At 59.3% G+C, this 24,650-nt stretch carries 30 protein-coding genes; 9 read left to right on the plus strand and 21 right to left on the minus strand.

The features are described 5' to 3' along the window. The first annotated feature begins 261 nt into the window (after nt 1-261). Nucleotides 262-588, plus strand: a complete 327-nt coding sequence (locus FPT12_RS16045) for a DUF3077 domain-containing protein (RefSeq protein WP_145017371.1) — start codon at nt 262-264, stop codon at nt 586-588. 60 nt (nt 589-648) lie between these two features. On the opposite strand, the gene FPT12_RS16050 is transcribed toward FPT12_RS16045, so the two are convergent. Further along, the gene (locus FPT12_RS16050) at nt 649-2,490 is read right to left on the minus strand and encodes a potassium transporter Kup (protein WP_371922565.1); all 1,842 of its coding nucleotides are present in this window, start codon (nt 2,488-2,490) and stop codon (nt 649-651) included. A gap of 385 nt (nt 2,491-2,875) precedes the next feature. Between FPT12_RS16050 and rimO the strand changes: the two genes are divergently transcribed. The 5 genes from rimO to tsaA all read left to right on the plus strand — a co-directional run bounded on the left by rimO (nt 2,876) and on the right by tsaA (nt 6,828). After that, nucleotides 2,876-4,210 (plus strand): 30S ribosomal protein S12 methylthiotransferase RimO, encoded by a 1,335-nt coding sequence (gene rimO, locus FPT12_RS16060; RefSeq protein WP_145017377.1) that lies wholly within the window; start codon nt 2,876-2,878, stop codon nt 4,208-4,210. 115 nt (nt 4,211-4,325) lie between these two features. Then, nucleotides 4,326-4,799, plus strand: a complete 474-nt coding sequence (locus FPT12_RS16065) for a GNAT family N-acetyltransferase (RefSeq protein ID WP_103315473.1) — start codon at nt 4,326-4,328, stop codon at nt 4,797-4,799. Nucleotides 4,800-4,881: 82 nt separating this feature from the next. After that, nucleotides 4,882-5,592 carry an rRNA pseudouridine synthase gene (locus FPT12_RS16070; RefSeq protein ID WP_145017379.1) on the plus strand — a complete coding sequence of 237 codons (711 nt, stop codon included), beginning with the start codon at nt 4,882-4,884 and terminating at the stop codon, nt 5,590-5,592. Nucleotides 5,593-5,659: 67 nt separating this feature from the next. Next, nucleotides 5,660-6,127: a DUF1456 family protein gene (locus FPT12_RS16075; protein WP_145017381.1), complete on the plus strand. Its 468-nt coding sequence runs from the start codon at nt 5,660-5,662 to the stop codon at nt 6,125-6,127. Between the two features lie 2 nt (nt 6,128-6,129). Next, the gene (gene tsaA, locus FPT12_RS16080) at nt 6,130-6,828 is read left to right on the plus strand and encodes a tRNA (N6-threonylcarbamoyladenosine(37)-N6)-methyltransferase TrmO (protein WP_145017383.1); all 699 of its coding nucleotides are present in this window, start codon (nt 6,130-6,132) and stop codon (nt 6,826-6,828) included. 173 nt (nt 6,829-7,001) lie between these two features. Here the strand turns inward: tsaA and fpr are convergent, their stop codons facing one another. Beyond that, nucleotides 7,002-7,781, minus strand: a complete 780-nt coding sequence (fpr, locus tag FPT12_RS16085) for a ferredoxin-NADP reductase (protein ID WP_003189055.1) — start codon at nt 7,779-7,781, stop codon at nt 7,002-7,004. A gap of 135 nt (nt 7,782-7,916) precedes the next feature. Between fpr and FPT12_RS16090 the strand changes: the two genes are divergently transcribed. After that, complete coding sequence (locus FPT12_RS16090) at nt 7,917-8,843, plus strand: LysR family transcriptional regulator (protein ID WP_024264819.1); 927 nt, start codon at nt 7,917-7,919, stop codon at nt 8,841-8,843. Here the strand turns inward: FPT12_RS16090 and FPT12_RS16095 are convergent. The 3 genes from FPT12_RS16095 to FPT12_RS16105 all read right to left on the minus strand — a co-directional run bounded on the left by FPT12_RS16095 (nt 8,840) and on the right by FPT12_RS16105 (nt 10,913). Then, the gene (locus FPT12_RS16095; RefSeq protein WP_054595972.1) at nt 8,840-9,202 is read right to left on the minus strand and encodes a diacylglycerol kinase; all 363 of its coding nucleotides are present in this window, start codon (nt 9,200-9,202) and stop codon (nt 8,840-8,842) included. The genes FPT12_RS16090 and FPT12_RS16095 overlap by 4 nt on opposite strands. 75 nt (nt 9,203-9,277) lie before the next feature. Next, the gene (gene erdR, locus FPT12_RS16100) at nt 9,278-9,928 is read right to left on the minus strand and encodes a response regulator transcription factor ErdR (RefSeq protein ID WP_145017385.1); all 651 of its coding nucleotides are present in this window, start codon (nt 9,926-9,928) and stop codon (nt 9,278-9,280) included. A gap of 226 nt (nt 9,929-10,154) precedes the next feature. Then, nucleotides 10,155-10,913 (minus strand): tRNA-uridine aminocarboxypropyltransferase, encoded by a 759-nt coding sequence (locus FPT12_RS16105; protein ID WP_145017387.1) that lies wholly within the window; start codon nt 10,911-10,913, stop codon nt 10,155-10,157. A gap of 189 nt (nt 10,914-11,102) precedes the next feature. Here FPT12_RS16105 and FPT12_RS16110 point away from each other — a divergent pair, with 189 nt between their 5' ends. Next, nucleotides 11,103-11,528 (plus strand): PA3611 family quorum-sensing-regulated virulence factor, encoded by a 426-nt coding sequence (locus tag FPT12_RS16110; protein WP_145017389.1) that lies wholly within the window; start codon nt 11,103-11,105, stop codon nt 11,526-11,528. A gap of 8 nt (nt 11,529-11,536) precedes the next feature. Here FPT12_RS16110 and FPT12_RS16115 read toward each other — a convergent pair whose 3' ends face one another. Beyond that, nucleotides 11,537-11,731: a hypothetical protein gene (locus tag FPT12_RS16115; protein ID WP_145017391.1), complete on the minus strand. Its 195-nt coding sequence runs from the start codon at nt 11,729-11,731 to the stop codon at nt 11,537-11,539. Between the two features lie 505 nt (nt 11,732-12,236). Between FPT12_RS16115 and FPT12_RS16120 the strand changes: the two genes are divergently transcribed. Beyond that, nucleotides 12,237-13,358, plus strand: a complete 1,122-nt coding sequence (locus tag FPT12_RS16120) for a TIGR00730 family Rossman fold protein (RefSeq protein ID WP_145017393.1) — start codon at nt 12,237-12,239, stop codon at nt 13,356-13,358. A 41-nt stretch (nt 13,359-13,399) separates the two neighbouring features. Here FPT12_RS16120 and recX read toward each other — a convergent pair whose 3' ends face one another. The 15 genes from recX to FPT12_RS16195 all read right to left on the minus strand — a co-directional run bounded on the left by recX (nt 13,400) and on the right by FPT12_RS16195 (nt 24,647). Then, on the minus strand, nt 13,400-13,867 hold the full coding sequence (recX, locus tag FPT12_RS16125; RefSeq protein WP_145017395.1) for a recombination regulator RecX: 468 nt from the start codon (nt 13,865-13,867) through the stop codon (nt 13,400-13,402). Between the two features lie 8 nt (nt 13,868-13,875). Continuing rightward, nucleotides 13,876-14,928: a recombinase RecA gene (gene recA, locus FPT12_RS16130; RefSeq protein ID WP_019692120.1), complete on the minus strand. Its 1,053-nt coding sequence runs from the start codon at nt 14,926-14,928 to the stop codon at nt 13,876-13,878. Between the two features lie 83 nt (nt 14,929-15,011). Continuing rightward, nucleotides 15,012-15,512 carry a CinA family protein gene (locus tag FPT12_RS16135; RefSeq protein ID WP_145017397.1) on the minus strand — a complete coding sequence of 167 codons (501 nt, stop codon included), beginning with the start codon at nt 15,510-15,512 and terminating at the stop codon, nt 15,012-15,014. An 82-nt stretch (nt 15,513-15,594) separates the two neighbouring features. After that, nucleotides 15,595-16,131 (minus strand): lysis system i-spanin subunit Rz, encoded by a 537-nt coding sequence (locus FPT12_RS16140; RefSeq protein ID WP_145017399.1) that lies wholly within the window; start codon nt 16,129-16,131, stop codon nt 15,595-15,597. Beyond that, complete coding sequence (locus tag FPT12_RS16145) at nt 16,113-16,676, minus strand: glycoside hydrolase family 19 protein (protein ID WP_145017402.1); 564 nt, start codon at nt 16,674-16,676, stop codon at nt 16,113-16,115. Before FPT12_RS16145 ends, FPT12_RS16140 begins: the two co-directional genes overlap by 19 nt. Before the next feature lie 64 nt (nt 16,677-16,740). Further along, nucleotides 16,741-16,989 (minus strand): hypothetical protein, encoded by a 249-nt coding sequence (locus FPT12_RS16150; RefSeq protein WP_218570725.1) that lies wholly within the window; start codon nt 16,987-16,989, stop codon nt 16,741-16,743. A 2-nt stretch (nt 16,990-16,991) separates the two neighbouring features. Continuing rightward, nucleotides 16,992-17,570, minus strand: a complete 579-nt coding sequence (locus FPT12_RS16155) for a hypothetical protein (RefSeq protein WP_145017404.1) — start codon at nt 17,568-17,570, stop codon at nt 16,992-16,994. A 9-nt stretch (nt 17,571-17,579) separates the two neighbouring features. Beyond that, a complete protein-coding gene (locus FPT12_RS28005; protein WP_256676782.1) occupies nt 17,580-18,842 on the minus strand; it encodes a hypothetical protein in 1,263 nt (420 codons plus the stop codon). Nucleotides 18,843-18,853: 11 nt separating this feature from the next. After that, entirely contained in the window at nt 18,854-19,453 is a 600-nt protein-coding gene (locus tag FPT12_RS16165) for a YmfQ family protein (protein ID WP_145017406.1), read from the minus strand. After that, nucleotides 19,441-20,481, minus strand: a complete 1,041-nt coding sequence (locus FPT12_RS16170; protein WP_145017408.1) for a baseplate J/gp47 family protein — start codon at nt 20,479-20,481, stop codon at nt 19,441-19,443. Before FPT12_RS16170 ends, FPT12_RS16165 begins: the two co-directional genes overlap by 13 nt. After that, entirely contained in the window at nt 20,471-20,869 is a 399-nt protein-coding gene (locus tag FPT12_RS16175; RefSeq protein WP_145017410.1) for a phage GP46 family protein, read from the minus strand. The genes FPT12_RS16170 and FPT12_RS16175 overlap by 11 nt, the downstream gene beginning before the upstream one ends. Next, nucleotides 20,869-21,378 carry a phage baseplate assembly protein V gene (locus tag FPT12_RS16180; RefSeq protein ID WP_145017413.1) on the minus strand — a complete coding sequence of 170 codons (510 nt, stop codon included), beginning with the start codon at nt 21,376-21,378 and terminating at the stop codon, nt 20,869-20,871. Before FPT12_RS16180 ends, FPT12_RS16175 begins: the two co-directional genes overlap by 1 nt. 106 nt (nt 21,379-21,484) lie before the next feature. Further along, the gene (locus tag FPT12_RS16185) at nt 21,485-22,525 is read right to left on the minus strand and encodes a phage baseplate assembly protein (RefSeq protein ID WP_145017415.1); all 1,041 of its coding nucleotides are present in this window, start codon (nt 22,523-22,525) and stop codon (nt 21,485-21,487) included. Nucleotides 22,526-22,528: 3 nt separating this feature from the next. Beyond that, the gene (locus FPT12_RS16190) at nt 22,529-23,767 is read right to left on the minus strand and encodes a DNA circularization protein (RefSeq protein WP_145017417.1); all 1,239 of its coding nucleotides are present in this window, start codon (nt 23,765-23,767) and stop codon (nt 22,529-22,531) included. Beyond that, entirely contained in the window at nt 23,754-24,647 is an 894-nt protein-coding gene (locus FPT12_RS16195) for a hypothetical protein (RefSeq protein WP_145017419.1), read from the minus strand. The genes FPT12_RS16190 and FPT12_RS16195 overlap by 14 nt, the downstream gene beginning before the upstream one ends. Nucleotides 24,648-24,650 lie beyond the last annotated feature (3 nt).

Below are 24,650 nucleotides of genomic sequence, written 5' to 3' on the forward strand. Positions count from 1 at the left end.
TGCGCTTTTCTTCGGCGGGATACTCTCCGGACGTCGCTGAGCTTTCAGCGATCGGGCTTGGAAACCCGTCGAAATTAATCGCAACAGCGCCCCCTTCACGATTGCAAAGGCTTTTCAGCCTGCGCTCTTGAGTTATGGCGGCTGTGCGCGGGACGTCTTCGGACGTGCCGGTTTCCTAATTTCCCGGTTTTCCAACCTGCGCACAGCTGCCACCCATTCGCTTGGAAACGAATGTAACAGTCCTCAAATTAGGAGTTACACATGACCAAAACAGATTCGTCCGTACCTTCAGAACTAAAAACCATCGGTCTCACCCCCCTCATTTACTGCTCTGACCAGGCCTTATTCAACGTCCGCGCCGGTGTTCCCATCGTTGATGCATTGTCACAGGCCTCTGATCTGCTGTTCCTCGCCAGATCATTTGCTCAGGATGCCGCCTTCGCAAAAGGCACCGACCGCCACGCCTGGGCCGCGCATTATCTGACGGCAATGAGTAAGGCAGTGATTGATGATGTGGTAAAGGTCCTGACCCCGCGACCTGCCCGGACAAAGACCAAATCCGAAGACCAGCAGCCTGAAAGCAACTAAAGCCACAGAGACGAAAAAGCCCCCGCTACCGCAAGGTAACGGGGGCTTTTTTGATCGGACCTACATCTCTACCTGTGTACCCAGCTCAATCACCCGGTTCACCGGCAACTTGAAGAACCGCAAGTTGCCGTTGGCGTTTTTCAGCATGAAGGCGAACAACGCCTCACGCCAGCGAGCCATGCCGACGAGCTTGGAGGTGATGACCGTTTCCCGGCTGAGGAAGTACGTCGTGCGCATCGGGCTGAAGTCCAGCTCATCGAGATGGCACAGCTTCAGTGCTTGCGGCACATCCGGTTCGTCCGTAAAGCCGAAGTGCAGGATCACCCGGTAGAAGCCCTCACCGTAGGAGTCGACTTCAAACCGCCGCTGCGTCGGCACCCGCGGAATGTCCTCGTACACCACGGTCAGCAGCACGACTTGCTCATGCAACACCTGGTTGTGCAGCAAGTTGTGCAACAACGCATGGGGCACTGCATCCGGCCGCGCCGTGAGGAACACCGCCGTACCCTGGACCCGGTGAGGTGGCTGCACGCGAATACTGCTGATGAAAATCGGCAATGGCAGACCGCCCTCATCCAGCCGATCCACCAGCAGCTCTTTACCGCGCTTCCAGGTGGTCATCAGGATAAACAGCACAATCCCCGCCAATACCGGGAAGGCACCGCCCTGCACGATTTTAGGCACGTTGGCAGCGAAGTACAGCCCGTCCACCAGCAGGAAGCCGACCAGAATCGGCACCGTCAGGATAGGCGACCACTTCCACAGCAAAAGCATGACCGCCGCCACCAGAATACTGGTGATCAACATGGTCCCGGTGACCGCCACACCGTAAGCCGAGGCCAGGGCGTTGGACGACCCGAAACCCAGCACCAGCAAAATAACGCCGATCATCAGCGTCCAGTTCACCGCGCCGATGTAGATCTGACCTTGTTCGGCGCTTGAGGTGTGCTGAACGTGCATGCGTGGAATGTAACCGAGTTGAATCGCCTGACGAGTCAGGGAGAACGCCCCGGAAATCACCGCCTGGGAAGCGATCACGGTGGCCAACGTCGACAGCACCACCAAGGGAATCAGCGCCCAGCCCGGTGCCAGCAGATAGAACGGGTTACGCGCCGCTTCCGGGTTCTCCAGCAGCAAGGCGCCCTGGCCAAAGTAGTTGAGCACCAGTGCCGGCAGCACCAACGCGAACCAGGCACGGGCAATCGGCTTGCGACCAAAGTGGCCCATGTCCGCATACAACGCTTCAGCACCGGTCAACGACAGCACCACCGCGCCAAGAATTGCGATACCTATGCCAGGATGAACCTCGAAAAAGCGTACGCCCCAGACCGGATTCAACGCTTGCAACACTTCCGGGTACCGGGAAATGCCAAGCGCGCCCATGACTCCCAGCACCACGAACCACAACACCATCACCGGACCGAACAACTTGCCGATGCGGTCAGTGCCGTGTTTCTGAATCAGGAACAACCCCACCAGTACGATCAGCGACAACGGCACGACCCAGCGTTCAAGGCCCTCGAATGCCAGCTCCAGACCTTCCACCGCCGACAATACGGAAATCGCCGGCGTGATCATGCTGTCGCCGTAGAACAACGCAGCGCCGATCAAGCCGAGGATCACCAGCACCGATTGCAGCCGCGGATACGATGCCGAGGCTCGCCGCGCCAGCGCGGTCAGGGCCATGATCCCGCCTTCGCCCTGGTTGTCGGCACGCAGAATGAACAACACGTACTTGATCGAGACGACCCAGATCAGCGACCAGAAAATCAGCGCCAGAATCCCGAATACTCCGTCATGGTTGGCTTGCACCCCATAGCCGCCGGTAAACACCTCTTTGAGGGTATAGAGCGGGCTGGTACCGATATCGCCATAAACCACCCCGACTGCCGCTACCAACATTCCCAAGGGCTTTGCTGCCCCGGAATGCGCTGAGCCTACTGCCTGACTACTTGCCTGACCCATCAACCACTCCTGCCACCAAGACCGGGGCTTCATGTAAAAAGCACGACGCGAACAAGCGCCTGCGCTTTGCCAATCTGCGCAGACTGCCGTGCAGCATGCGCTGTTTTACTTGTTGATACAGGCGATTTATTGACTGAAAAAATACGCCTGGGTGTAACGGCGCGAAGCATAGCGCAGCACTCGTCGTATTTCCCTCCATAAAGCTGGTCAAGTACGCTGACCACCGCTAGAATTGCGCACTTTTTGATCAGAGGCACTTCAAGTGCCCGTCTGTCGCCTTGCCGTTTTCGGCTGGAGGCGTCACAAAACACCGAGGTTAGACATGTCCACCACAACGCCGGCCAACCCTAAAGTTGGTTTCGTATCCCTGGGTTGCCCGAAAGCACTGGTCGACTCCGAGCGCATCCTTACCCAACTGCGCATGGAAGGCTATGACGTCGTGTCGACCTATCAGGACGCCGATGTCGTGGTGGTCAACACCTGCGGCTTCATCGACTCGGCCAAGGCCGAATCCCTTGAAGTGATCGGCGAAGCCATCAAGGAAAACGGCAAGGTCATCGTCACCGGCTGCATGGGGGTCGAAGAAGGCAACATCCGCAACGTACACCCAAGTGTGCTGGCCGTCACCGGTCCGCAGCAGTACGAGCAAGTGGTCAACGCCGTGCACGACGTCGTGCCACCGCGCCAGGACCACAACCCGCTGATCGACCTGGTGCCGCCGCAAGGCATCAAGCTGACGCCGCGTCACTACGCCTACCTGAAGATTTCCGAAGGCTGCAACCACAGCTGCAGCTTCTGCATCATCCCGTCGATGCGCGGCAAACTGGTCAGCCGTCCGGTGGGCGACGTGCTCGACGAAGCCCAGCGCCTGGTCAAATCCGGCGTCAAAGAGCTGCTGGTGATTTCCCAGGACACCAGCGCCTACGGCGTTGACGTCAAATACCGCACCGGTTTCTGGAATGGCGCGCCGGTGAAAACCCGCATGACCGAACTCTGCGAAGCGCTCAGCACCCTCGGCGTCTGGGTTCGCCTGCACTACGTTTACCCGTACCCGCATGTCGATGAGCTGATCCCGCTGATGGCCGCCGGGAAAATCCTGCCGTACCTGGACATCCCGTTCCAGCACGCCAGTCCGAAAGTGCTCAAGGCGATGAAACGCCCGGCGTTCGAAGACAAGACCCTGGCGCGCATCAAGAACTGGCGCGAAATCTGCCCGGACCTGATCATCCGTTCGACCTTCATCGTCGGCTTCCCCGGCGAGACCGAAGAAGACTTCCAGTACCTGCTGAACTGGCTGACCGAAGCCCAGCTCGACCGCGTCGGCTGCTTCCAGTACTCGCCGGTTGAAGGCGCTCCGGCCAACGATCTGGATCTGGAGATCGTTCCGGATGAGGTCAAGCAAGACCGCTGGGATCGCTTCATGGCGCACCAGCAGGCCATCAGCTCGGCACGCCTGCAAATGCGCATCGGCCGTGAAATTGAAGTGCTGGTCGATGAAGTCGACGAGCAAGGCGCGGTTGGCCGTTGCTTCTTCGATGCCCCGGAAATCGACGGTAACGTATTCATCGACAACGGCAGCAACCTCAAGCCGGGCGACAAGGTCTGGTGCAAAGTGACCGACGCCGACGAATACGACCTGTGGGCTGAACAGATCTAAACGCAAAAAATATGAAAAGCCCCGCTCTCTTCACGAGATGCGGGGCTTTTTTACGTCTATCGTATTGTTCAGCAAGAGGATTTAACCTCACTCACGGCACAAGGGGCAGGCGGGCATGCGCCATCATTCGGTCATCCACACACCGAAACACAGCGACTATGAAGAACTGACCCGGGTCTGGGAGGCGTCGGTCCGCGCCACGCATGATTTTCTACCGGACAGTTACATCGAGCTGCTGAAGAATCTGGTGCTCACCCGCTATCTGGATGCCGTCATGCTGATCTGTACCCGCGACCGACACCAGCACATCACCGGGTTCGCCGGCGTTGCAGCAGGCAAGATCGAAATGCTCTTTATCGCCCCCGAACACCGTGGCGAGGGCTTGGGCAAACAACTGCTGAACTACGCCATGGAACACCTCAACGCCGATGAACTGGACGTCAACGAACAAAACCCGCAAGCCTTGGGGTTCTATTTCAAACAAGGTTTCGAAGTCATCGGACGCTCGGAGGTCGATGGCATGGGCCAGCCATATCCGCTGCTGCACATGCGTTTGAAGCAGGCCAATCAACAGGCCCGGCGCGGCTAAAAGCCACACAAGGCAAATGGACCCGCGATTAACCGGCGCGAGGCAGGTACAATGCCTCCCCCCTTTTGTAACGGCCCCTGTCATGACTGACCCGATTCGTCTCTCCAAACGCCTCATCGAGCTCGTCGGCTGCTCCCGTCGGGAGGCTGAGCTGTTCATTGAGGGCGGCTGGGTCACCGTGGACGGCGAAGTCATCGATGAGCCGCAGTTCAAGGTCGACACCCAGAAAGTCGAACTCGACCCCGAAGCCAAGGCCACCGCACCGGAACCCGTGACCATCCTGCTGCACGCGCCAGCGGGCATGGACGCCGACACTGCCCTGCAACTGATCGGCCCCGAGACCCTGAGCGAAGAGCACCGCTTCAGCAAACGTCCGCTCAAGGGCCACTTCCTGCGCCTGACCGCCAGCGCCGACCTGCAGGCCAACGCCAGCGGGCTGCTGGTGTTCACCCAGGACTGGAAGATCCTGCGCAAACTCACTGCCGATACCAGCAAGATCGAGCAAGAGTATGTGGTTGAAGTCGAAGGCGACATGGTTGCTCACGGGCTCAACCGCCTGACCCACGGCCTGTCGTACAAAGGCAAGGAACTGCCGGCGGTCAAAGCCAGCTGGCAGAACGAAAACCGCCTGCGCTTCGCGATGAAAAACCCGCAACCGGGCATCATCGCCCAGCTCTGCCAGGCTGTCGGCCTCAAGGTCGTCGCCATCCGCCGCATCCGTATCGGTGGCGTTTCCATCGGCAAAGTGCCGGTGGGCCAATGGCGCTATCTGTCTGCCAAAGAGAAGTTCTAAGGCAGCCACACATTTCGGCGTCGCCGTTAACGGCAACGCCCACAGCTGAATGATCAGGACTGCACACATGATTCATAACGACGTACTGCGCAGCGTGCGCTACATGCTCGACATCAGCGACAAAAAAGTCATCGAGATCATCAAGCTCGGCGGCATGGACGTCACCCTGCCCGACCTGGTGACCTACCTCGACAAGAAAGAAGAAGACGAAGAAGGCTTCGTACGCTGCCCGGACGACGTCATGGCGCACTTCCTCGATGGCCTGGTGTTCTTCAAGCGCGGCAAGGACGAAAGCCGTCCGCCGCAGCCGATCGAGCTGCCAGTCACCAACAACATCATCCTGAAGAAGCTGCGCGTGGCCTTCGAACTGAAAGAAGACGACATGCACGCAATCCTCAAGGCCGCCGAATTCCCGGTCTCCAAGCCTGAGTTGAGCGCACTGTTCCGCAAGTTCGGCCACACCAACTATCGGCCATGCGGCGACCAGTTGCTGCGCAATTTCCTCAAGGGCCTGACCCTGCGCGTTCGCGGCTGATCATGAGCTACAGCGTTTCCCCGATCGGCTTTGTGCGCTCCTGCTTCAAGGAGAAGTTCGCCATTCCGCGTCAGCCGCAACTGGCGCCGGCCGCTCGCGGCATTCTGGAGCTGGTGGCGCCGTTCGATCAGGGTGATGCGGTGCAAGGCCTGGAGCAGGTCAGCCATGTCTGGCTGCTGTTCCTGTTTCATCAGGCGCTGGAAGATAAACCGCGACTCAAAGTCCGTCCACCGCGCTTGGGCGGTAACAAGTCCATGGGCGTGTTCGCCACACGGGCGACCCATCGGCCCAATGGCATTGGCCAATCGGTGGTCAAGCTGGACAAGGTTGAAGCCAATCGCCTGTGGATCTCCGGCATCGACCTGCTGGACGGCACGCCGATTCTCGACATCAAACCCTACGTGCCCTACGCCGATATCATCCCGGGGGCGTCCAACGAGATCGCCAGCGCCGCGCCGCAACTGATTCCGGTGCAGTGGGCGGATGTGGCATTGCAACAGGCGCTTACGCATGCTCAGCGCCTCGAAGAGCCCTTGGTCGAGCTGATCGAGCAATGCCTGGCCCAAGACCCACGCCCGGCCTACCAGACGCCTGCACCCGAACGCGAATACGGCGCACAATTCTGGGACCTGGACGTGCGCTGGCATTACCCGGAAGCCGGGCTGATTCGCGTCCTCGAAGTCATCCCCGCGAAAACCTGAACGCCAGAAACGCAAAAGCCCGCGCTGCCTTCTCAGGCAACGCGGGCTTTTTTATCGATAGACACATAACCAGTGTGGGAGCGAGCCTGCTCGCGAAAGCAGACTGTCAGTCAACATCATCGTTGAATGTTAAACCGTTTTCGCGAGCAGGCTCGCTCCCACAGGTATTGCGCTTACTTCTCGACGAACGCACGCTCGATCAGGTAGTCACCCGGCTCACGCATACGCGGCGAAACTTTCAGGCCGAAGCTGTTCAGTACTTCGCTGGTTTCGTCGAGCATGCTCGGGCTGCCGCAGAGCATGGCGCGGTCGTCTTCAGGATTGATCGGCGGCAGGCCGATGTCGCTGAACAGCTTGCCGCTGCGCATCAGGTCGGTCAGACGACCTTCGTTTTCGAACGGCTCGCGAGTCACGGTCGGGTAGTAGATCAACTTGTCACGCAGGGCCTCGCCGAAGAATTCGTTCTGCGGCAGGTGCTCGGTGATGAACTCGCGGTAAGCGACTTCGTTGACGTAACGTACGCCGTGGCACAGGATCACTTTTTCGAAACGCTCGTAGGTTTCCGGATCCTGGATGACGCTCATGAACGGCGCCAGACCGGTGCCGGTGCTGAGCAGGTACAGATGCTTACCAGGCTTCAAATCGTCCAGCACCAGGGTGCCGGTCGGTTTTTTGCTGATGATGATCTCGTCACCTTCCTTCAGATGTTGCAACTGGGAAGTCAGCGGACCATCAGGAACCTTGATGCTGAAGAACTCGAGATGCTCTTCCCAGTTCGGGCTGGCAATCGAGTAAGCGCGCATAAGCGGGCGGCCGTTGGGCTGTTGCAGGCCGATCATCACGAACTGGCCGTTCTCGAAGCGCAGGCCCGGATCGCGGGTGCACTTGAAGCTGAACAGAGTGTCGTTCCAGTGGTGAACACTGAGGACACGCTCGTGGTTCATGTTGCTCATGTACGGGGGACTCCTGGATTTTTGTCTGCGCATGCTCTGCGCCAAGAGAGCTGTGCGCAATTGCATCGCATTCTAATGGCAGCGACAATATCTGTTAACTGGATTATTAAGATAAGGGTTATCGGTTATATAGATATGCGATTTACTCTACGTCAACTTCAAGTCTTCGTCGCCGTCGCTCAGCAAGAGAGTGTCTCTCGTGCTGCCGGTCTGCTCAACCTTTCGCAGTCGGCGGCCAGCACCTCGATCACCGAGCTTGAGCGCCAATCCAGCTGCCAACTGTTCGACCGCGCCGGCAAGCGGCTGAGCCTCAACGCCATGGGCAAACAACTGTTGCCGCAGGCGGTGGCCTTGCTCGACCAGGCCAAGGAAATCGAAGACCTGCTCAACGGCAAGTCCGGTTTCGGCTCGCTCGCAGTCGGCGCCACGCTCACCATCGGCAACTACCTGGCGACGTTGCTGATTGGCAGCTTCATGCAGCGCCATCCGGAAAGCCAGGTGAAGCTGCATGTACAGAACACTGCCAACATCGTGCAACAAGTCGCCCACTATGAAATTGATCTGGGTCTAATCGAAGGCGACTGCAGCCACCCGGACATCGAGGTACAAAGCTGGGTCGAGGATGAGCTGGTGGTGTTTTGCGCCCCGCAACATCCGCTGGCCGCCCGTGGCCAGGCAAGCATGGAGGAGCTGACGCACGAGGCGTGGATCCTTCGCGAGCAAGGCTCCGGCACGCGCCTGACCTTTGACCAGGCGATGCGTCATCACCGAAGCGCCTTGAATATCCGGCTTGAGCTGGAACACACCGAAGCGATCAAGCGCGCGGTGGAGTCTGGCCTTGGGATTGGTTGTATTTCGCGGCTGGCGCTACGCGACGCGTTCCGCCGCGGCAGTCTGGTGGCGGTTGAAACACCGGACCTGGATCTGGCGCGGCAGTTTTATTTCATCTGGCACAAACAGAAATATCAGACATCGGCCATGCGCGAGTTTCTCGACCTGTGCCGCGCTTTCACCGCCGGGGTTCAGCGCAGCGACGAGATCGTTTTGCCGACGATTGCTTAAAGCAGAATCACCGCCCACACCATCACGATCATGCTCAGGGCCATTAACTGAGCAGCGCTGCCCATGTCCTTGGCATTTTTCGACAACGGGTGCCGATCGAGGGAAATCCGGTCAATGGCCGCTTCCACGGCCGAATTGAGCAACTCGACAATCAGCGCCAACATGCAGACAGCAATCAGCAAGGCACGCTCGACGTGGCTGACGTTCAGCACAAACGCTAGTGGAATCAGGATGACATTCAGCAAGACCAGTTGACGAAAAGCGGCTTCGCCAGTGAACGCTGCACGCAGGCCATCGAGAGAATAACCACCTGCATTGAGAATGCGCTTGAGACCGGTTTGACCTTTGAAAGGCGACATAAAGTAGGCAACTGAACCAGAAGGAGTAGAAAAGCTAGATCAACAGAAGTTAAAAAAGCGTGAATGGAAGCGCCGTCAGTGGCTCGAAATCGACTCAAGTTGTTGCAACAGCAACGCCGCCTGAGTCCGGGTACGCACACCCAGCTTGCGGAAGATCGCCGTCACGTGCGCCTTGATCGTCGCCTCCGACACACTCAACTCGTAGGCAATCTGCTTGTTCAGCAGACCTTCGCAGACCATGGTCAATACACGGAACTGCTGTGGCGTCAGACTGGCCAAGCCTTCGCTGGCAGCCTTGGCCTCGTCCGAAACGCTGACCGCTTCAAATGCCTGCGGCGGCCAGAAGACATCGCCATCCAGCACAGAGCGCACCGCTTGCTGAATCACTTCCAATGAACTGGATTTGGGAATGAAACCGCTGGCCCCGAATTCACGGGAACGCACCATGATCGAGGCTTCTTCCTGAGCCGAAACCATCACCACCGGGATCTGCGGGTATTGACCGCGCAACAGCACCAGCCCCGAGAATCCGTATGCGCCCGGCATGTTCAGGTCCAGCAGCACCAGATCCCAGTCGGACTTTTCAGTCAGACGGGTTTCCAGCTCGGCAATGCTTGCCACCTCCACCAGACGGACCTCCGGGCCAAGGCCCAGGGTCACGGCCTGGTGCAGCGCGCTACGAAAGAGAGGGTGGTCATCGGCAATCAGGATTTCGTATGTGGCCATTTTTCAAATGATCCTGTTTTTTATGGCAGACCTGATGCATTCAGGCCTCGCCAAGGCAACTCGAGGTACCGCCAGACAGCGGCACCAACAAGGCACGTTCAACGCCAAGAGCCCATAAAACCGGCGTTTCAATTTTCGGCCGCACCCCAATCGGCGCCAAGGATGCCCAGCGAAGCCTGGGTGGTCAAGCCGCAAACCCGCGGTTACCTGTCAGTATGGGTGACTCTCAGGACATGACCGGCGCGGTGTGTTCAACGAAAGGCAGCAATTCTGTATGGGCCGGGGTCGAGACATTCATTTCCAGCTGATGTTTGGCATCGAGGTAATGCTGGCTGAACACATCGAAATAAGCATCCAGTGCCGATGCAGCGTCTACATCCCCCGCCAGATCCAGGCACAACGCAGCCACTTCCGCGGTGCACAGGTGTTCGCTGCGGGTAGATCTTCTCAGGCGGTACCGCGAGAGCTTTTCGGGGAGCAGGCTCAGAATCGGAAACCCGTCGAAATAAGGGCTTTTCCGAAAAATCTTTCTCGCCTCGGTCCAGGTTGCATCCAGCAGGATGAACAGCGGGCGCTTCTCGCTGGTAGCCTCGACGGTATGAGTCACACGTTCGGGAGCAACGTATTCGCCGGGAAACACCAGATAAGGCTGCCATTGCGGGTCGGACAAAAGCTTGATCAGTTGCGGGTCGACCTCGGTACGCGACCAGATAAAGGCAAAGTTATCCCTGACCACGTCTGCGATCAGCCAGCCGGTGTTGCTCGGTTTGAACACTTCCTTCCTGGTCATGATCAGGCAAACACCGGCCCGTGATTCGACCTGGGGACGCCAGTTACACAGGCAGTGGCTCTCGATCACCCGGCACGTATGGCAACGGGGCGCCCGTGAACCGCGGGCCAGAAAAGGCTTGGTACTCTCCTCTTCTCGCTCATCGCGCAGACGGGCTACGGCGTTCGTGGCAAAACGTGGGGCAGCATTGCTCATCGCAGGCAGCACCGGCAGGAAAGGGATATCGACACAAAAAACACTCGGCAAGGCAGGAAGTCGCGGCAGTTTACCAGAGCAACTCGCTCAAACCTGTACCGCCTACCCCCGCTCGCCTATAATCCGCCGCCACTGAACGCACCGCCATGTGGCTGGTCGAAGCACCAGTCACTGAACCAGGAGAGTTTCATGCTGCGCCTTATCGTCCCCACCGCTGCCCTTCTGCTGGCCCTGCCCTTCAGCGCTCAAGCAGCCTCCCTGAATGATTTGAATCTGGGCAAGATGCTGGAAAAGGTTGCTGCGGAAAGTAACGTCGGCCTGCCTCGAGAAATAAATGAGAACCTTCTCGACCAAGGTTATTCGGTTGATGGCAAACAGCTGATCGACCACATTAGCGTGCAATCAGCTTATGCCGACGAAATGCGTGCCAATCCGAAAGTGGTTTATCTGCAACTGGGCGCCAGCGTTTGCCGCAACGCGAACTACCGCAAGCTGATGGCCAAGGGCGCGATCATGCGTTACGACTTTTCGGAAAACAAAACCAATCGCCCTGTAGGCTCGGCCAGCTACCAGGAATCGGATTGCCCTGCGCAAACGACACAAAAGAAAAAGTAATCACGTAATCAGTTAGAACCTGCGCGTCGTTGCTCATCATCGGCGCGCAGCTCCGCCACCAGCGCTTGCAAATAAGGCGAGCGCCATTCTTGGCCTTCCAGGCGCCGACGACATTCCTCTTCAAGGCTCACGTGATTGCGCGCGGCCGCCGACTGCAGCAATCGATACAGTTGCGCATCGATCTCCAGAATCACCAGGCTCATAGCCTGCCTCCTTGCACTTGATCGCCAATCATTGCGCGATGATCCCCTACAGCTCCTGAAGCCTTGCGCCTTGCCCTGGACGCAATGCTGTCGTGTTGTGTCTGTAACTGAGTAAATCAGAGCCATGGCCGTCCGACACAGGTTCTGACGAGCGGTGATAGTCGGTTGTGAGCTCGCAATAAGTGATTGCCAGCGAAGACTTTCGAGGACCATGATCAAGTGAGCGCAACTCACTACAAGCGTCTAGATTCAGTGTATTGGTGTTTAATGTTCAGGGCAGAAAAGGGGCTGCTCATTCCGAGTCTTGTCGTGCGAATGTTTCTTTCATCCAAGGAACAAGCAGAACCCGTCTGGATGGCTCGACCACCACTTCAACGCTTCACGGTCAGGTCGAGTCGGGTGTAGTGCCCAGCCCTCTTAGCGGGCTGAGAGCGACACAAGCAGTGTCGCGGCTCAGGCGAATCTCTCGTCCGGGCCGAAGGTTCTGTGTAGAAGGAGAAGTTGAATGCCTTACCAACCGAATGACCTTTTAGTGCGTCATTTTCAGAGCAACGGCGTCGATCTCACCAGCAAGATCGAAGAGCAACTCAACCTGGTTTCACCCAATAGCCCGAATATTCCGATTTATCGCGACATGATGTTGACTGTCTTGCGCATGGCACAAGAAGACCACAATCGCTGGAATGCCAAGATTACCCTGCAAGCCCTGCGCGAACTGGAGCATGCCTTCCGCGTGCTGGAACAGTTCAAGGGACGGCGTAAAGTGACCGTTTTCGGCTCGGCACGTACGCCGGAGGAACATCCGCTATACGCCCTGGCCCGGGAACTGGGCGCAAAACTCGCCCAATCGAACCTGATGGTCATCACCGGTGCCGGCGGCGGCATCATGGCCGCCGCCCATGAAGGTGCAGGCCGGGATCACAGCCTTGGATTCAATATCACCCTGCCCTTCGAGCAGCATGCGAATCCGACCGTAGACGGCACAGCCAACCTGCTGTCCTTCCACTTTTTCTTTACCCGCAAACTGTTTTTCGTCAAAGAGGCCGACGCGCTGGTGCTCTGCCCGGGCGGCTTTGGCACGCTGGACGAAGCCCTGGAAGTGCTGACCCTGATCCAGACCGGTAAAAGCCCGCTGGTTCCCGTGGTGTTGCTGGACGCTCCTGGCGGCACATTCTGGGAAAGTGCGCTGAACTTCATCCGCAATCAACTGGAGGCCAACCATTACATCCTGTCGAACGACCTGAAGCTGATTCGTCTGGTGTACACCGTCGATGACGCTGTGGCGGAGATCAATCAGTTCTACAGCAACTTCCACTCCAGCCGCTGGCTGAAACGTCAGTTCGTGATCCGCATGAATCACACACTTAACGACCAAGCGCTCGAGCATATGCAGGAGGCCTTTGCCGACCTGTGCCTGAGCGATCATTTTCATCAACATACTTACAGTGGCGAGGAACACGACGAGGCTCAGTTCAGTCACCTGGCGCGACTGTCCTTCACCTTCAACGCCCGTGATCACGGACGCCTGCGTGAACTGGTCGACTACATCAACCTGCCGGAAAACTGGGCCACGGCTCAGCCACTCCAGACGCCACAGCGCAAACGGGAACAGATCAAGGTTACTTGAGCAAAAAAAGCCCGACTATTTCAATAGTCGGGCCTTTTCAGTCAGTCATCCATTCCTCGGCCGCTGAACAAGCGGCCAATCATTTCCATGGAGTATCCCCGATAGGCGAGAAAGCGCCCCTGCTTGGCGCGCTCACGGCCGTCTATCGGTAAATGCCCGGCAAACTTGCGCCGCCAGGTCTCCTCCAGGTTTTCCTGCCAACTGATTCCGCTTTCACGCAGGGCGAGTTCGATATCGGCACGTTGCAAACCACGCTGGCTCAACTCTTCGCGAATGCGCAAAGGGCCGTAGCCGGAACGGGCACGGTAGGAAACGAAGCTTTCGAGGTATCGGGATTCGGATAGCAGCCCCTCTTCCGTCAAACGGTCGAGTGCTGTATCGATCATTTCATCAGAAGCGCCGCGCTGACGCAGTTTACGCGTCAGCTCGACTCGACCGTGCTCGCGTCGTGCGAGCAGGTCCATTGCGGTTCGCCGCACCGCGACGAGGGTATCGAGTACGGCGGTCATCGGATCAATCAGATATCAGCGTCAGCCAGATCATCTTCGGTCTCTTTGACCGGAGAAGCCTTGACGTCAGCAGTTGGCGTCAGCAGCTTGTCGCGAATCTGCTTCTCAAGGGTGGCAGCGATGTCCGGGTTGTCCTGCAGGAACTTGGCCGAGTTGGCTTTGCCCTGACCGATCTTGCTGCCGTTGTAGGCATACCAGGCACCGGATTTCTCAACGAAGCCGTGCAGTACGCCAAGGTCGATCATCTCACCGTTGAGGTAGATGCCCTTGCCGTAAAGAATCTGGAACTCGGCCTGACGGAACGGTGAAGCCACCTTGTTCTTGACGACTTTGACGCGGGTTTCGCTGCCGACCACTTCGTCGCCTTCTTTCACCGCGCCGGTGCGGCGGATGTCCAGGCGAACCGAAGCGTAGAACTTCAGCGCGTTACCACCGGTGGTGGTTTCCGGGCTGCCGAACATCACACCGATTTTCATCCGGATCTGGTTGATGAAGATCACCAGGCAGTTGGCGTTCTTGATGTTACCGGTGATTTTACGCAGCGCCTGGGACATCAGACGGGCTTGCAGGCCCACGTGCATGTCACCCATCTCGCCTTCGATTTCAGCCTTCGGAACCAGGGCCGCCACGGAGTCGACGATGATCACGTCAACCGCGTTGGAACGCACCAGCATGTCGGTGATTTCCAGGGCTTGCTCGCCGGTATCCGGCTGGGAAACCAGCAGGTCGTCGACATTGACGCCCAGTTTGCCGGCGTACTCCGGATCCAGGGCGTGCTCGGCGTCGACGAATGCGCAGGTCGCGCCAGCTTTTTGAGCCTGGGCGATCACGGACAGTGTCAGCGTGGTTTTACCGGAGGATTCAGGACCGTAGATTTCAACGATACGGCCTTTTGGCAAACCGCCAATGCCGAGTGCGATGTCCAAACCCAGAGAGCCAGTGGAAATAGCCGGGATCGCCTGACGGTCCTGATCGCCCATACGCATTACGGCACCCTTGCCGAATTGACGTTCGATCTGACCCAGGGCCGCAGCCAAGGCTTTCTTCTTGTTGTCGTCCATTAAAGTCCTCACGTAATCAATAAGGCCTGACGGCCAACACCTGTATAAGTAGCCAGTATTATTCCACAGCGTTTCGGGATCGCCTACCCCTCATTTGAGATTTCTCCGGCGGCATACTGTAGCAACCCCTCTAGCGCGGCCTTCACCGTTTGTCGGCGGACCTCGTCACGGTTGCCGGGAAAGTGTCGGCACTCCGAATACACCGCATCTCCGACCCCCCAGGCCAGCCAGACGGTGCCCACCGGCTTGTTCGGCGTCCCGCCGTCCGGTCCCGCAATACCGCTGACCGCCACGGCAAAACGCGCGCGACTCTTGTGCTGGGCGCCACGCACCATGGCTTCGACTACCTCACGACTGACCGCCCCGACCTCAGTGAACAACGCGGCGGACACATTCAGTTGCTGGGTCTTCTGGCGATTGGAATAGGTGACATAGCCGGCCTCGAACCACGCCGAGCTGCCGGCAATCCGGGTGATCGCTTCGGCGATCCCGCCGCCCGTGCAGGACTCGGCCGTGCTGACATGGGCATTGAGAACCTGTAAACGCCGACCGAGTTCCGCGGCAAGCTGGGTGATTTCGTTCACGACTTTCTCCTCGATCAGGCGGGCATGCGCACTACCGTACACGAGCGAATCACGCTTGCAAGACGCAGGCTAGATCAAAATGTTAGCGAGCAAGCGCTCTGACATAGGCCTGACAGGCCTGCAAGGCAATCAGTCCGCGGTCGCCTGCGTCGGTGATGCCGATAATTCGTTGAGCATGCGCCGGCTCAAGTCGGGCTCGTACGGTTCCATGAACCATGCCGCCGGTGCCGGAGGCGGCTGACACACCAGAACCGGTGTCGGCATCACGGGGGTCGACAAGGACTGACAGGCGCAAATCAGCAGTGGCAAGACGGTCGCGCAGGCGACCTTGATCACGTTGTGCATCGCTCAAGGCCTTTGAATAGGTTTGATCGCTGGCTTGAAGACGCTGCTCCAGGGCCAGGCGCTTGTCCTGTTCGGCGCGCTGTTGATTCGCCGCCGCCAGGGTCAGTTGGTTCAGCGTTTCGGCGTGCAACCTGGCTTGTTCCGCCAGTTGCCGACCGTAGCGCCAATCCTGAAGGTGCCAGGACACTGCCGCCGTACCACCAGCCACAATGGCCAGCAGCACAGCGACGCCAATCACCCGGTACGAAAGTGGCATCAGACCGAAGGCTGGCATAACACCGCCCTCGCCCGTGTCCAGAGCTGCAAACGTTCTTCCAGCCCATTCAACCCGCCGTTGATCCGGCGGGTGATGCTGTTGAACTGCTCACGATCGGCCAGTTCATTCAAACCGTTCAGCTCCCAGAACCAGGCCGCCGACTCGGCCGCCCATTGCGGCTGTTCCAACAGCTCAGGCAGGGTCAGCAAACGCTCATCGCCAAACAACGCGAGGCTGCATCGACGATAGTTGTCGCGCCCGGTGATCTGAATCAGCCCACGCCCACGAAAACGCTGGCCATCGCCATCCGCTTCCGGGGTGTTGCCCAGCCGTAGTGCCAGAGGGCCGGTGTCGTATTTACTCAGGTACTGGTCGTTGCCTAACTCACGCACATAACGTAACTGCCCTGACTCATGGCCGACTTGCGCAAGGAACGCGGCGATGCGTTTGGGGGTGTTGATCTGATACAGGCCCATGGCCAAGTTTAGCTCAGATGCAAAAACGCCGGCTTGCTTGCCGGCGTTCGGGAGGATCCGAAGTAGTTGTTGTTGGGTGATGGGCATATTTTTCTCCGGGTAAAAATAAACCCGCACTTAGCGGGTATCGGGATATTCAGGGCCTTGTTCGTTATTTTTCGGCGTTATCGTCCGGAACTACCGCATCGCCGCCCGCATAGGGCTCCAACGCTTTCAGGCAGTGGTCTTTCTGGAACAGGCTCAAGAACCGACACAGCACGCAGCCCCAGCGCTTGCCTGCCGCCTGCGCCTTGGCCGAACGCGAACTGATCGTTTCGCCCGGGTCCCCCAGCAACAACGTGTTACCGCCCTCGTCCATCCAGACCAGCAGGTTTAGCGTGAATCGCTTGATCCTCCCCATGCTCAGCTCCAGACCACAGCTTGCACCGCCTCTAGGCTGGTGGCGGCCATGATTTGCCCTTCCAGCACGATCTTGCGACCGATAAAGCCCGAAATCGCCGCTTTACCACATACCCCGACAGCCTGAATCTGCGCGGCGGTGTGCAAGCGGTAAGCCCAGACCCCGGCCTCGTCCGCGCACCAGAACGGCGTCGACCAGTCGGTACCAGTACCCGGCAACAAAGAGGCCAGTACCGAGGACGAAAGATTGGCCTGATCGGTCATTTTCGCCGGGTAGGTGTAGGGCGTGCCGCTGACCAGGGCATCACAGCTGAAGCCGGAGACGATGGCGGCGGCGCATTCCGCATCCACCATCTGCACCTGAGCCGTTTGCGCAAGGACCAACAGCGCACCCAGCGTCGGCGCCACTGGCGCCACCAGTTGGTCATTGACGACCCGATAACCCTGCGTGGCAATACAGCACTGCCAGTCCGCGTCGCTGATTCCCAGGAGGTTGCTGATCCCAGGCGGCGGATTGTCGACACTATCGTAGAAAGCGCTGATCGTACCGTCGGCGGCATAGACTGCGTATTTTTGTCCCATGATGTTTCCTCAGTATCCGATTGCAATCCACGGCACGTTCGGTGAACCCACCGGACCGTTTGCATAAAAAACGCATTGCGAAACGCCGCCGTATTTCACGCCGACCGTGCAGGTGTTGGCGGTGGAACTACCAGCGGCCGAGTTACCCGGCAAGGTCATAAGGGCGGCATTCGGGAAAGCCAGGGGGTAGGTCACGGTGAGCGAACCACCTGCCGCAATGCCCACCGTCGTGCCCCACTGAATAATCAAACTGCCCAATTTCTGATAACCATTGCTCCCGATACTGGCGGCAAAATCGGCGCTGCTGCTGTTGACCGCGTTGCCGGTGATAAACCATGTGCCACTGCCAACATGGGTGAACTCGGCCGACGTCCCCGGCACCAGTGTGAACGAGCCAGTGGTGGCCGGCAGGCTAGGCACCTGGGTCTTGTCGGTGCCCTGCGGCACGATGGCCATGGCGTTGGCGCCAAAGTTGGCAAGCGTGATCACCGCACCGACCGGAATCGCCAGCGAAACCGTGTTCGGCAGGCTGTAGGAGTTGGCGGTGGTGCTCCAGCCGTAGAGGAACCCACCGACGTGCGACGCCCCCCCCGTCAGCGCACCGGTGAACGGCACCACGCCCGACAGACGCTTGCCGGAACGAGTCAGGAACTCGGTGGTAACGAACTTGAGGCTGCTGTCGAACTGCGGCGCAGTGGTACCAATAGCGGTAGCCAACTGCCCGAGTGCAACAGCATGCTGGCTTTGGGTGGCTGAGGCGACTTGCTCAGCAGCACCCGTGCAGAACAGCAAGATGTACGAGCCCGAACCAATCGAGCTATTCCACTGCACCCAGGCATCACCATTCGCAATGATCTCGCCACCCCGTAACGCAGCATGAGCACCGCCCACCAGTGGCACAGTCCCCAAGCCATCATTGAACGTACAGGCGCCGTTGTTGGCGGTCCTGGCTTTGAAGCGCAGGGGCAGGCCTTCGTTTCGGGCGGTGATGGCCGGGGTAAAGTTGCAGACATAGGTGTTGGCTGTGCCAGTGTCGATGGCAAAACTGCTCGCTGCCGATTGGCCAAGGGTGCCTATAGCTTTCAGCAACTGCGTCAGGTCAACCTCACTGGGGGCCATTCCCGCCGCTGCAATCACATTCAACATCTCACTCGTGATTGCGTTGCCCCATGTCGACGGAATCAAAGACCCCGGCGTCCCGGTGACCGGGTTCTCATCCACAAACTGCCCATTCACCAGCCCAACACTGGGCACATTTTTAGGAAAATCCACTTTTCTATCCTCTAGTCATAATTGATATGCACCAGCGTATGGGCCGGTGCACTGCGATGTATCAAGCATTCCAAGGCACTCCCCGGGTTCATGCCAAAACGCTCGCCCCAGTAGCTGGCGCCAAAACGCCGCCCCAACAGCAGGCGGCCGCCGGTGTTGAGGGTCCACATGAACTGCGCCTGCCAGGTGCCGAAATGTGCGGCGCCGAAACGCGAGCGGCCCATGCGCGGAGCTTCGAGTTCGGTGATGGTGGCGTTCGGGTAGCCTTGAGTGCGGGCGATTTCGATGTAGTAGCTGATCGCCTGGCTGCCGACTGCGAGCAGTCGCCGGCGTACCGCGAGGCGGCGATCGTCGAACAGCGGAGTCAGGCCCAGACACGGATCGGGCAGGTTCATCACCCGTTCCCAATCCGGTACCAGTTCGCTGACGCCGGCCGGGTCCATTTCGTTGAGCAGGTCGGCGGCACGGGCGTCGAGGCGAGCCAGTTCCTGGGAGACGTCTTCCAGCACTTGCTCCAGTTCCGGCACCCGCTCCGGGTCCCAGGCCGGGCCACTGGGCAGCAGGCTGCGTAGTTGGGCCTGGTATTGTTCGGCGGTTCTTATTCCAGCCATACGCAACCTCCGAACGTCAGCAGCTGATTGCTCGCGGCCGTCACGTCGGCGGCTGGCGCGACCAGTTTGTGATCGCTTTCACCGGTGGCGCTGCTGATGGCTTCGGCGATGTGGGTCAGCAGCAAGGTTTCACCGAGCCCGGCCTCACGGTTGTGCAAGTCGCGTAGCTGCGCTTCGACGGCGGCGCGCACGGCGCTGGTGTCGGGAGTCAGGCGCAGGTTGTAGGTCACCGGCATCTGCACCGGCGCCAGCACATGCAGTTCGGCAGTGACCGGACGCAAAGGCTCGATGTGCGCCTGGACCAACGCCAGTTGTGTCGCGTCCGGAACCGGTTGCGGGTCATCGTCACGCATGACGAACAAACCGACAGTGCCTGGCCCCAGATAGCTGCCACGACACCAGGCGCGGGTGATTCCCGGGCACTCCAGCGCCCAGGTTTCATAGTCTTGCGCCGAGCCGCCGTGAGGGATGATGCGGTACGAGCGAATCACCCGCGAGCGCAGCGATTCGAGGCTTTCGCGGGCAATGCCACCGGTCAGGCCCGGCGCCAGCACGGTGAAGACTCCGCCGATGCCCTGGATCGGTTGCACCGGAATCAGCGTCATACCCGCATCGGCATTGCCGAGAGAACCGGCGTCCAGCGCAGCGATGGTGGTGCTGTTGAGGCCATTGCTGGTGGTGAGCGCGGCGGTCACTTTGTAGGTGCGACCGTCGCTCGATTGCAGCAGGGTATCGACGTCCAGCACCGCGCCCGCCGTGGCGCTGAAGCTGACGGCTCCGCGAGCTGATTGCGCCGCTTTACGCGGCTGGTTGAGGCGTAGCGCGGCGATGCGTTCCAGCGTGGACTCATCGGCTTTGTCCGGCAGAATCTGCTCGGCGATCCAGTCCAGATAGCCATACAGGCCAAAGGCTGCACCGCCGAGGGTTCGGGCCAGAACTTGCGCATCGGACTGGCGCAGCGAATCGCTGGCCAGGTCGCTTTGGGTGCGCTTGATCAGCACCGGCAGCGAAGGCGTTTCAAACGGCATAGGTCACCTGCCAACTGTGTTCAGGGTTGATGTCCAGACGCTCACCGTCAGCCAGGGTCAGGACCGTGCGCAGGTTCAAGCGCTGGTCGTCGAGGCGTTCGCTGAGAATCTCGATGGCGCTGCAATGGCCGTCGTCGATCAGCCATTGCAGGGCTTCGCGGGCATAAAATTCGGCGTCAAGCTGGGTCTGCCGGATCAGCTTGACCCGGCGCAGCAGCCACAGGCGCGAGCCGATACGGTCGTCGGCCACCGTGGGAAAACTGTCGCCCCACCAGCCGAAGCGTTCGTCGTCATCGAGGAAGTCATCGTCGGCGGCGCGGCGCCAGGTGAAGAGGCTGATCAGCACCGAACGGGTCAGTGCGGTTTTGAGGTCATGACTGATAAACATCACTGGCCTCCTGCGGGGGCAGCGGTCTGACCGTTGCCCGGCTGGACGCCCGGATGCACGTGTTTGATCTGGCTGATACCACCGGCGATCTGGTCACCCTGAGAGACGATCTTGCCGGTCTGGGTCAGGGTCGGCGTGTCGATGTTCACAGCGCTGCTGGCGCGGATGTTCAGCGTGCCGGTTTCGATGTCGATGATCCGTCCGCGCTTGAAGTGGACCTTGTCCCCTTCGTCGGTGTAGATCGCTACCTCACCGGGCGCCAGCGCCTTGAGGCGATAGCGGCGATCGGCGACCACCAGCACCACGGCGTGGGAGCGATCGCCGCCGAGGAAGGTCGCGATACCTTCGGCGCCGGCCAGCGGGTTGCTCGTGAAACCGTAGGGCTCGAAGTGCTCCATGTCGTCGTTCACTTCGCCGGCAGTCAGGCGCATTTGCAGCGATTGCAGCTTGGTCGCCGAATTGGCGAGCACAACAGTGCCGCGCGCCAAGAGGCGTGTCAGTAGGCTCATTATGGGTTCCTCGTAGGAGCACGGCTTGCCGGCGATAGGGGCAAATGCGCTGGGTCAGACAGGACGCTTCGCGGGCAAGCCTTGCTCCTACACAAGTGCGCCGTGCTCAGGTTTTTGGGGGTACCGGGTTGGCGTCGAAGGTATGCGGCGGCGCCACTTGCAGGGTGGTCATGGAGCCCTGCTCAGAGAGCGAGTAAGTGACCTTCGAGATCAGCATGTCCTGATCAAAACCCAGCACTTTGTCGATCACTCTTACCAACGTGTTGTGCCGCCACAAATCACCATTGGATTGCCGCCAGCCTTGCACGCGATAGGTCGTCGTCAGGGCCTTGCCAGTGCGGGTGGCGCTTTCCCAATCGGCGCGTTGCTGCGCCAGTTCCGTCGTCAGTTGCGCACTTTCGCTGATCACCGTGACCCGTTTGCGCTGGGCCGTAGCATCGGTCGCCACACCCGACACCTCGCTCACCGCGCTACCGCTTTTGCTGTCGCTGCCCTTGTGCTGGCCGATCACCCGGTATTCGGAAAACACCTGGCTGAAATCCATCGGCGCGTTGGCCGACAAGATGTTCTTGCCCAATTCCAGCACATCACTGGCCCGTCCGCCGCTGCCAGGTTTCGCCAACAGCACACGGCCTTCGGCATCGTCGGTGGAGAACACCCGGTACAGGGTCAACAAGCGGTCGATGGACTGAAACACCGTTTCTCCCGGGACGATGCTGTGTTTGTTCAGCTTGGCGGTTTGTGCAATCTCGCTGACCACCCCCACGCCATAAGGCGATGCCAGGGCCTGGACGATGCTCAGCACGCTTTGTTCCTGCCATTGGCTCGGACGGTTGATCGCTGCGCAATCCACCAGATCCCGGGTCAGCGAACTGCCCTCGATACTCAGGCTGATCTGCTTGCCGTCGTAACTGATCGGCGCCTTGTAGACATGCCCCGTGAGCACCAGATCGCAACCGATCCGCACTTGGCAACGCGAACCGGGTTTGATCGGCACCGCCAGGGTTTGCCCCGGCCATTGCCAGGTGATGTTGAGTGTGAAAGCGCGGAACTGACGCTCCAGGTCCGCACTGATTTCCACGCTTTTCCAGCCGCCATAATCCAGACCGTTAACGGTCAGGCTGACGGCGTTTGCAAGGTCGGTCATGGTCTACTCCCGGGCGATTTGCAGGCCGCCCGGAGGCAGGAATCCAAAGTGAATCACCCCGTTGCGTTGCGTCACTTCACTCACCCGAGTGGCATCCCCCAGGTATTTGTAGGTGAGCACCAGTGCCGGCATGCTCTGATTGGGAGACAGAGTGATCAGCCGCACACCGGACGACGCTACCGCCGTCAGATGCCCGAACAGTTGCTGACGCAATGCATTGAGCGCTTGATAGTGCACAGCGTCTGCCTTGAGGGCCGCTTGCCAGATCGCTTCATTAAGCGCATCGCGCAAGGTCAGCACATCGTCGGCCACCGGCACGTCCACCCGCTGCACCGGTTGCACCGCTTGCTGCGCCAGAGACGGCGTGGAGTTCAATTTGACCACCGGAGTCGCCACCGGCATCCGCGCCACCTGATAGCCGAGCTTCACTAACAACGCATCCTGCACCAGATTGGCCATGGCCTGAGCCGCCGCCACCGTGTCCTTGCCGGTGGTGAGCTTGGGAGCGTCGATCTTTTTCACTGCTTCAACCTGCTGTGAGGCGTTGGCGAGCACGCCACGGTAACCCTCACGAGCGAAGTCCCCGAGCTCCTTGATGTCGCCGAGCAAACCCTTGAACTCCGCGCTCACTTCACGGGGCAGTTCCTTGATCGCCTTGACCAGCAAACTGAGTTCCTTATAGGTCTCGATCACCTCCTTGAACTCGTGCTCGATGACCTCGTAGACGTCTTTGAGGCTGTCGCGCAGTTCCTTGATGCCGATCCGCGCCGCCTTGATGAGGCTCATGGCATCTTCGAAGCGGCGCACCATCGATCCCAACAAGCTGTCAGCCGACACCAGTAATTGCTCGCGAGTGTTGACCTGAGCGGTGGGGAACTGCAGCGGCTGGTCGGGGTAGAACTTCAGGGCGAACGTCACCAGACCGCCGTCCTGACGGGTCTGGGTCATTTCGCATTCGCCGACCTTGACCTGCATCCGCCCCAGCCACGGATGAACCAGTTCACCCGCGCCCTCCTCCAGCGCCTTGAGCAGTTTGTCACGCTGCTCCAGGCAATCCGGTCCGACGATAAAAGCCGTCAGGTCGTGGATCTTCGCCTGTTGGCCAAGGCCCTCGAAGAACGGCTGGTCACGCTGGGGATACTCATGCAACTGACCTTTCTGGCCGACCGGGGTTTTCGCCTGATCGACCCAGAATCCGACGCCGCGAAACGACGCCGGCAACAAACGATCACGCCAACTCATTGGAACCTCCTAGAGACAGTGAGCGATAGCCAATCTGCGACGTCACGGCCAGGCCAGGCTGGTTGGTCTGTGGTTGATCGGTGCGCATGCCGGCCGGTGCATTTTCAAAGCGCACCGTCAGGCCGCCCTCCAGTTGCGCACGGTTGTTGACAGCGCTTTGTTGCACCAGGGCGTTGGAGCCTTTCGGCAAATCGCTCGACAGCGACGCTTGATCGTTACTGGCACCGAAAAACGCTGGCGCCAGTTCACCTTTGCCTTCAGCGTTGGTTTTCTGTTGCGCCTCGGTCAAGCCTTCGACTTTGCCGGTGATCTTCGCGATGAAGCCACTGACACTGCCGCCGAACAGCTCCTTGATCGGCTCGATAATCGCCTTGAGCTTTTCCCACAACCCACTGAACCACGCGATGATCGGCGTCCAGTGCTCGGTAATCATCTGCATCGGTGACCAGTCAAACAGCGTTTTGAACAGTTCCCCGACCGGGGCCGTGACACTGCTCAGCGAGTCCCACAAACCCGAGAAGAACTCACTCAGTGGCTCCCACGCCACACTGACCTGCGCCATCGGCGACCAGTCAAACAGGTTTTTAAAGAAGTCCGCCACCGGTTGTGCCATCACCTCCAGGGTTTGCCACAACCCCGAGAAGTAATTGCTCAACGGGTCCCAGACTGCGCGGAGCTGCGCCATCGGCGACCAGTCAAACAGGCTTTTAAAGAAGTCCGCCACCGGTTGTGCCATCACCTCCAGGGTTTGCCACAACCCCGAGAAGTAATTGCTCAACGGGTCCCAGACTGCGCGGAGCTGCGCCATCGGCGACCAGTCAAACAGGCTTTTAAAGAAGTCCGCCACCGGTTGTGCCATCACCTCCAGGGTTTGCCACAACCC

The organism is Pseudomonas sp. H3(2019), from assembly GCF_007713465.1.
GTDB lineage: Bacteria > Pseudomonadota > Gammaproteobacteria > Pseudomonadales > Pseudomonadaceae > Aquipseudomonas.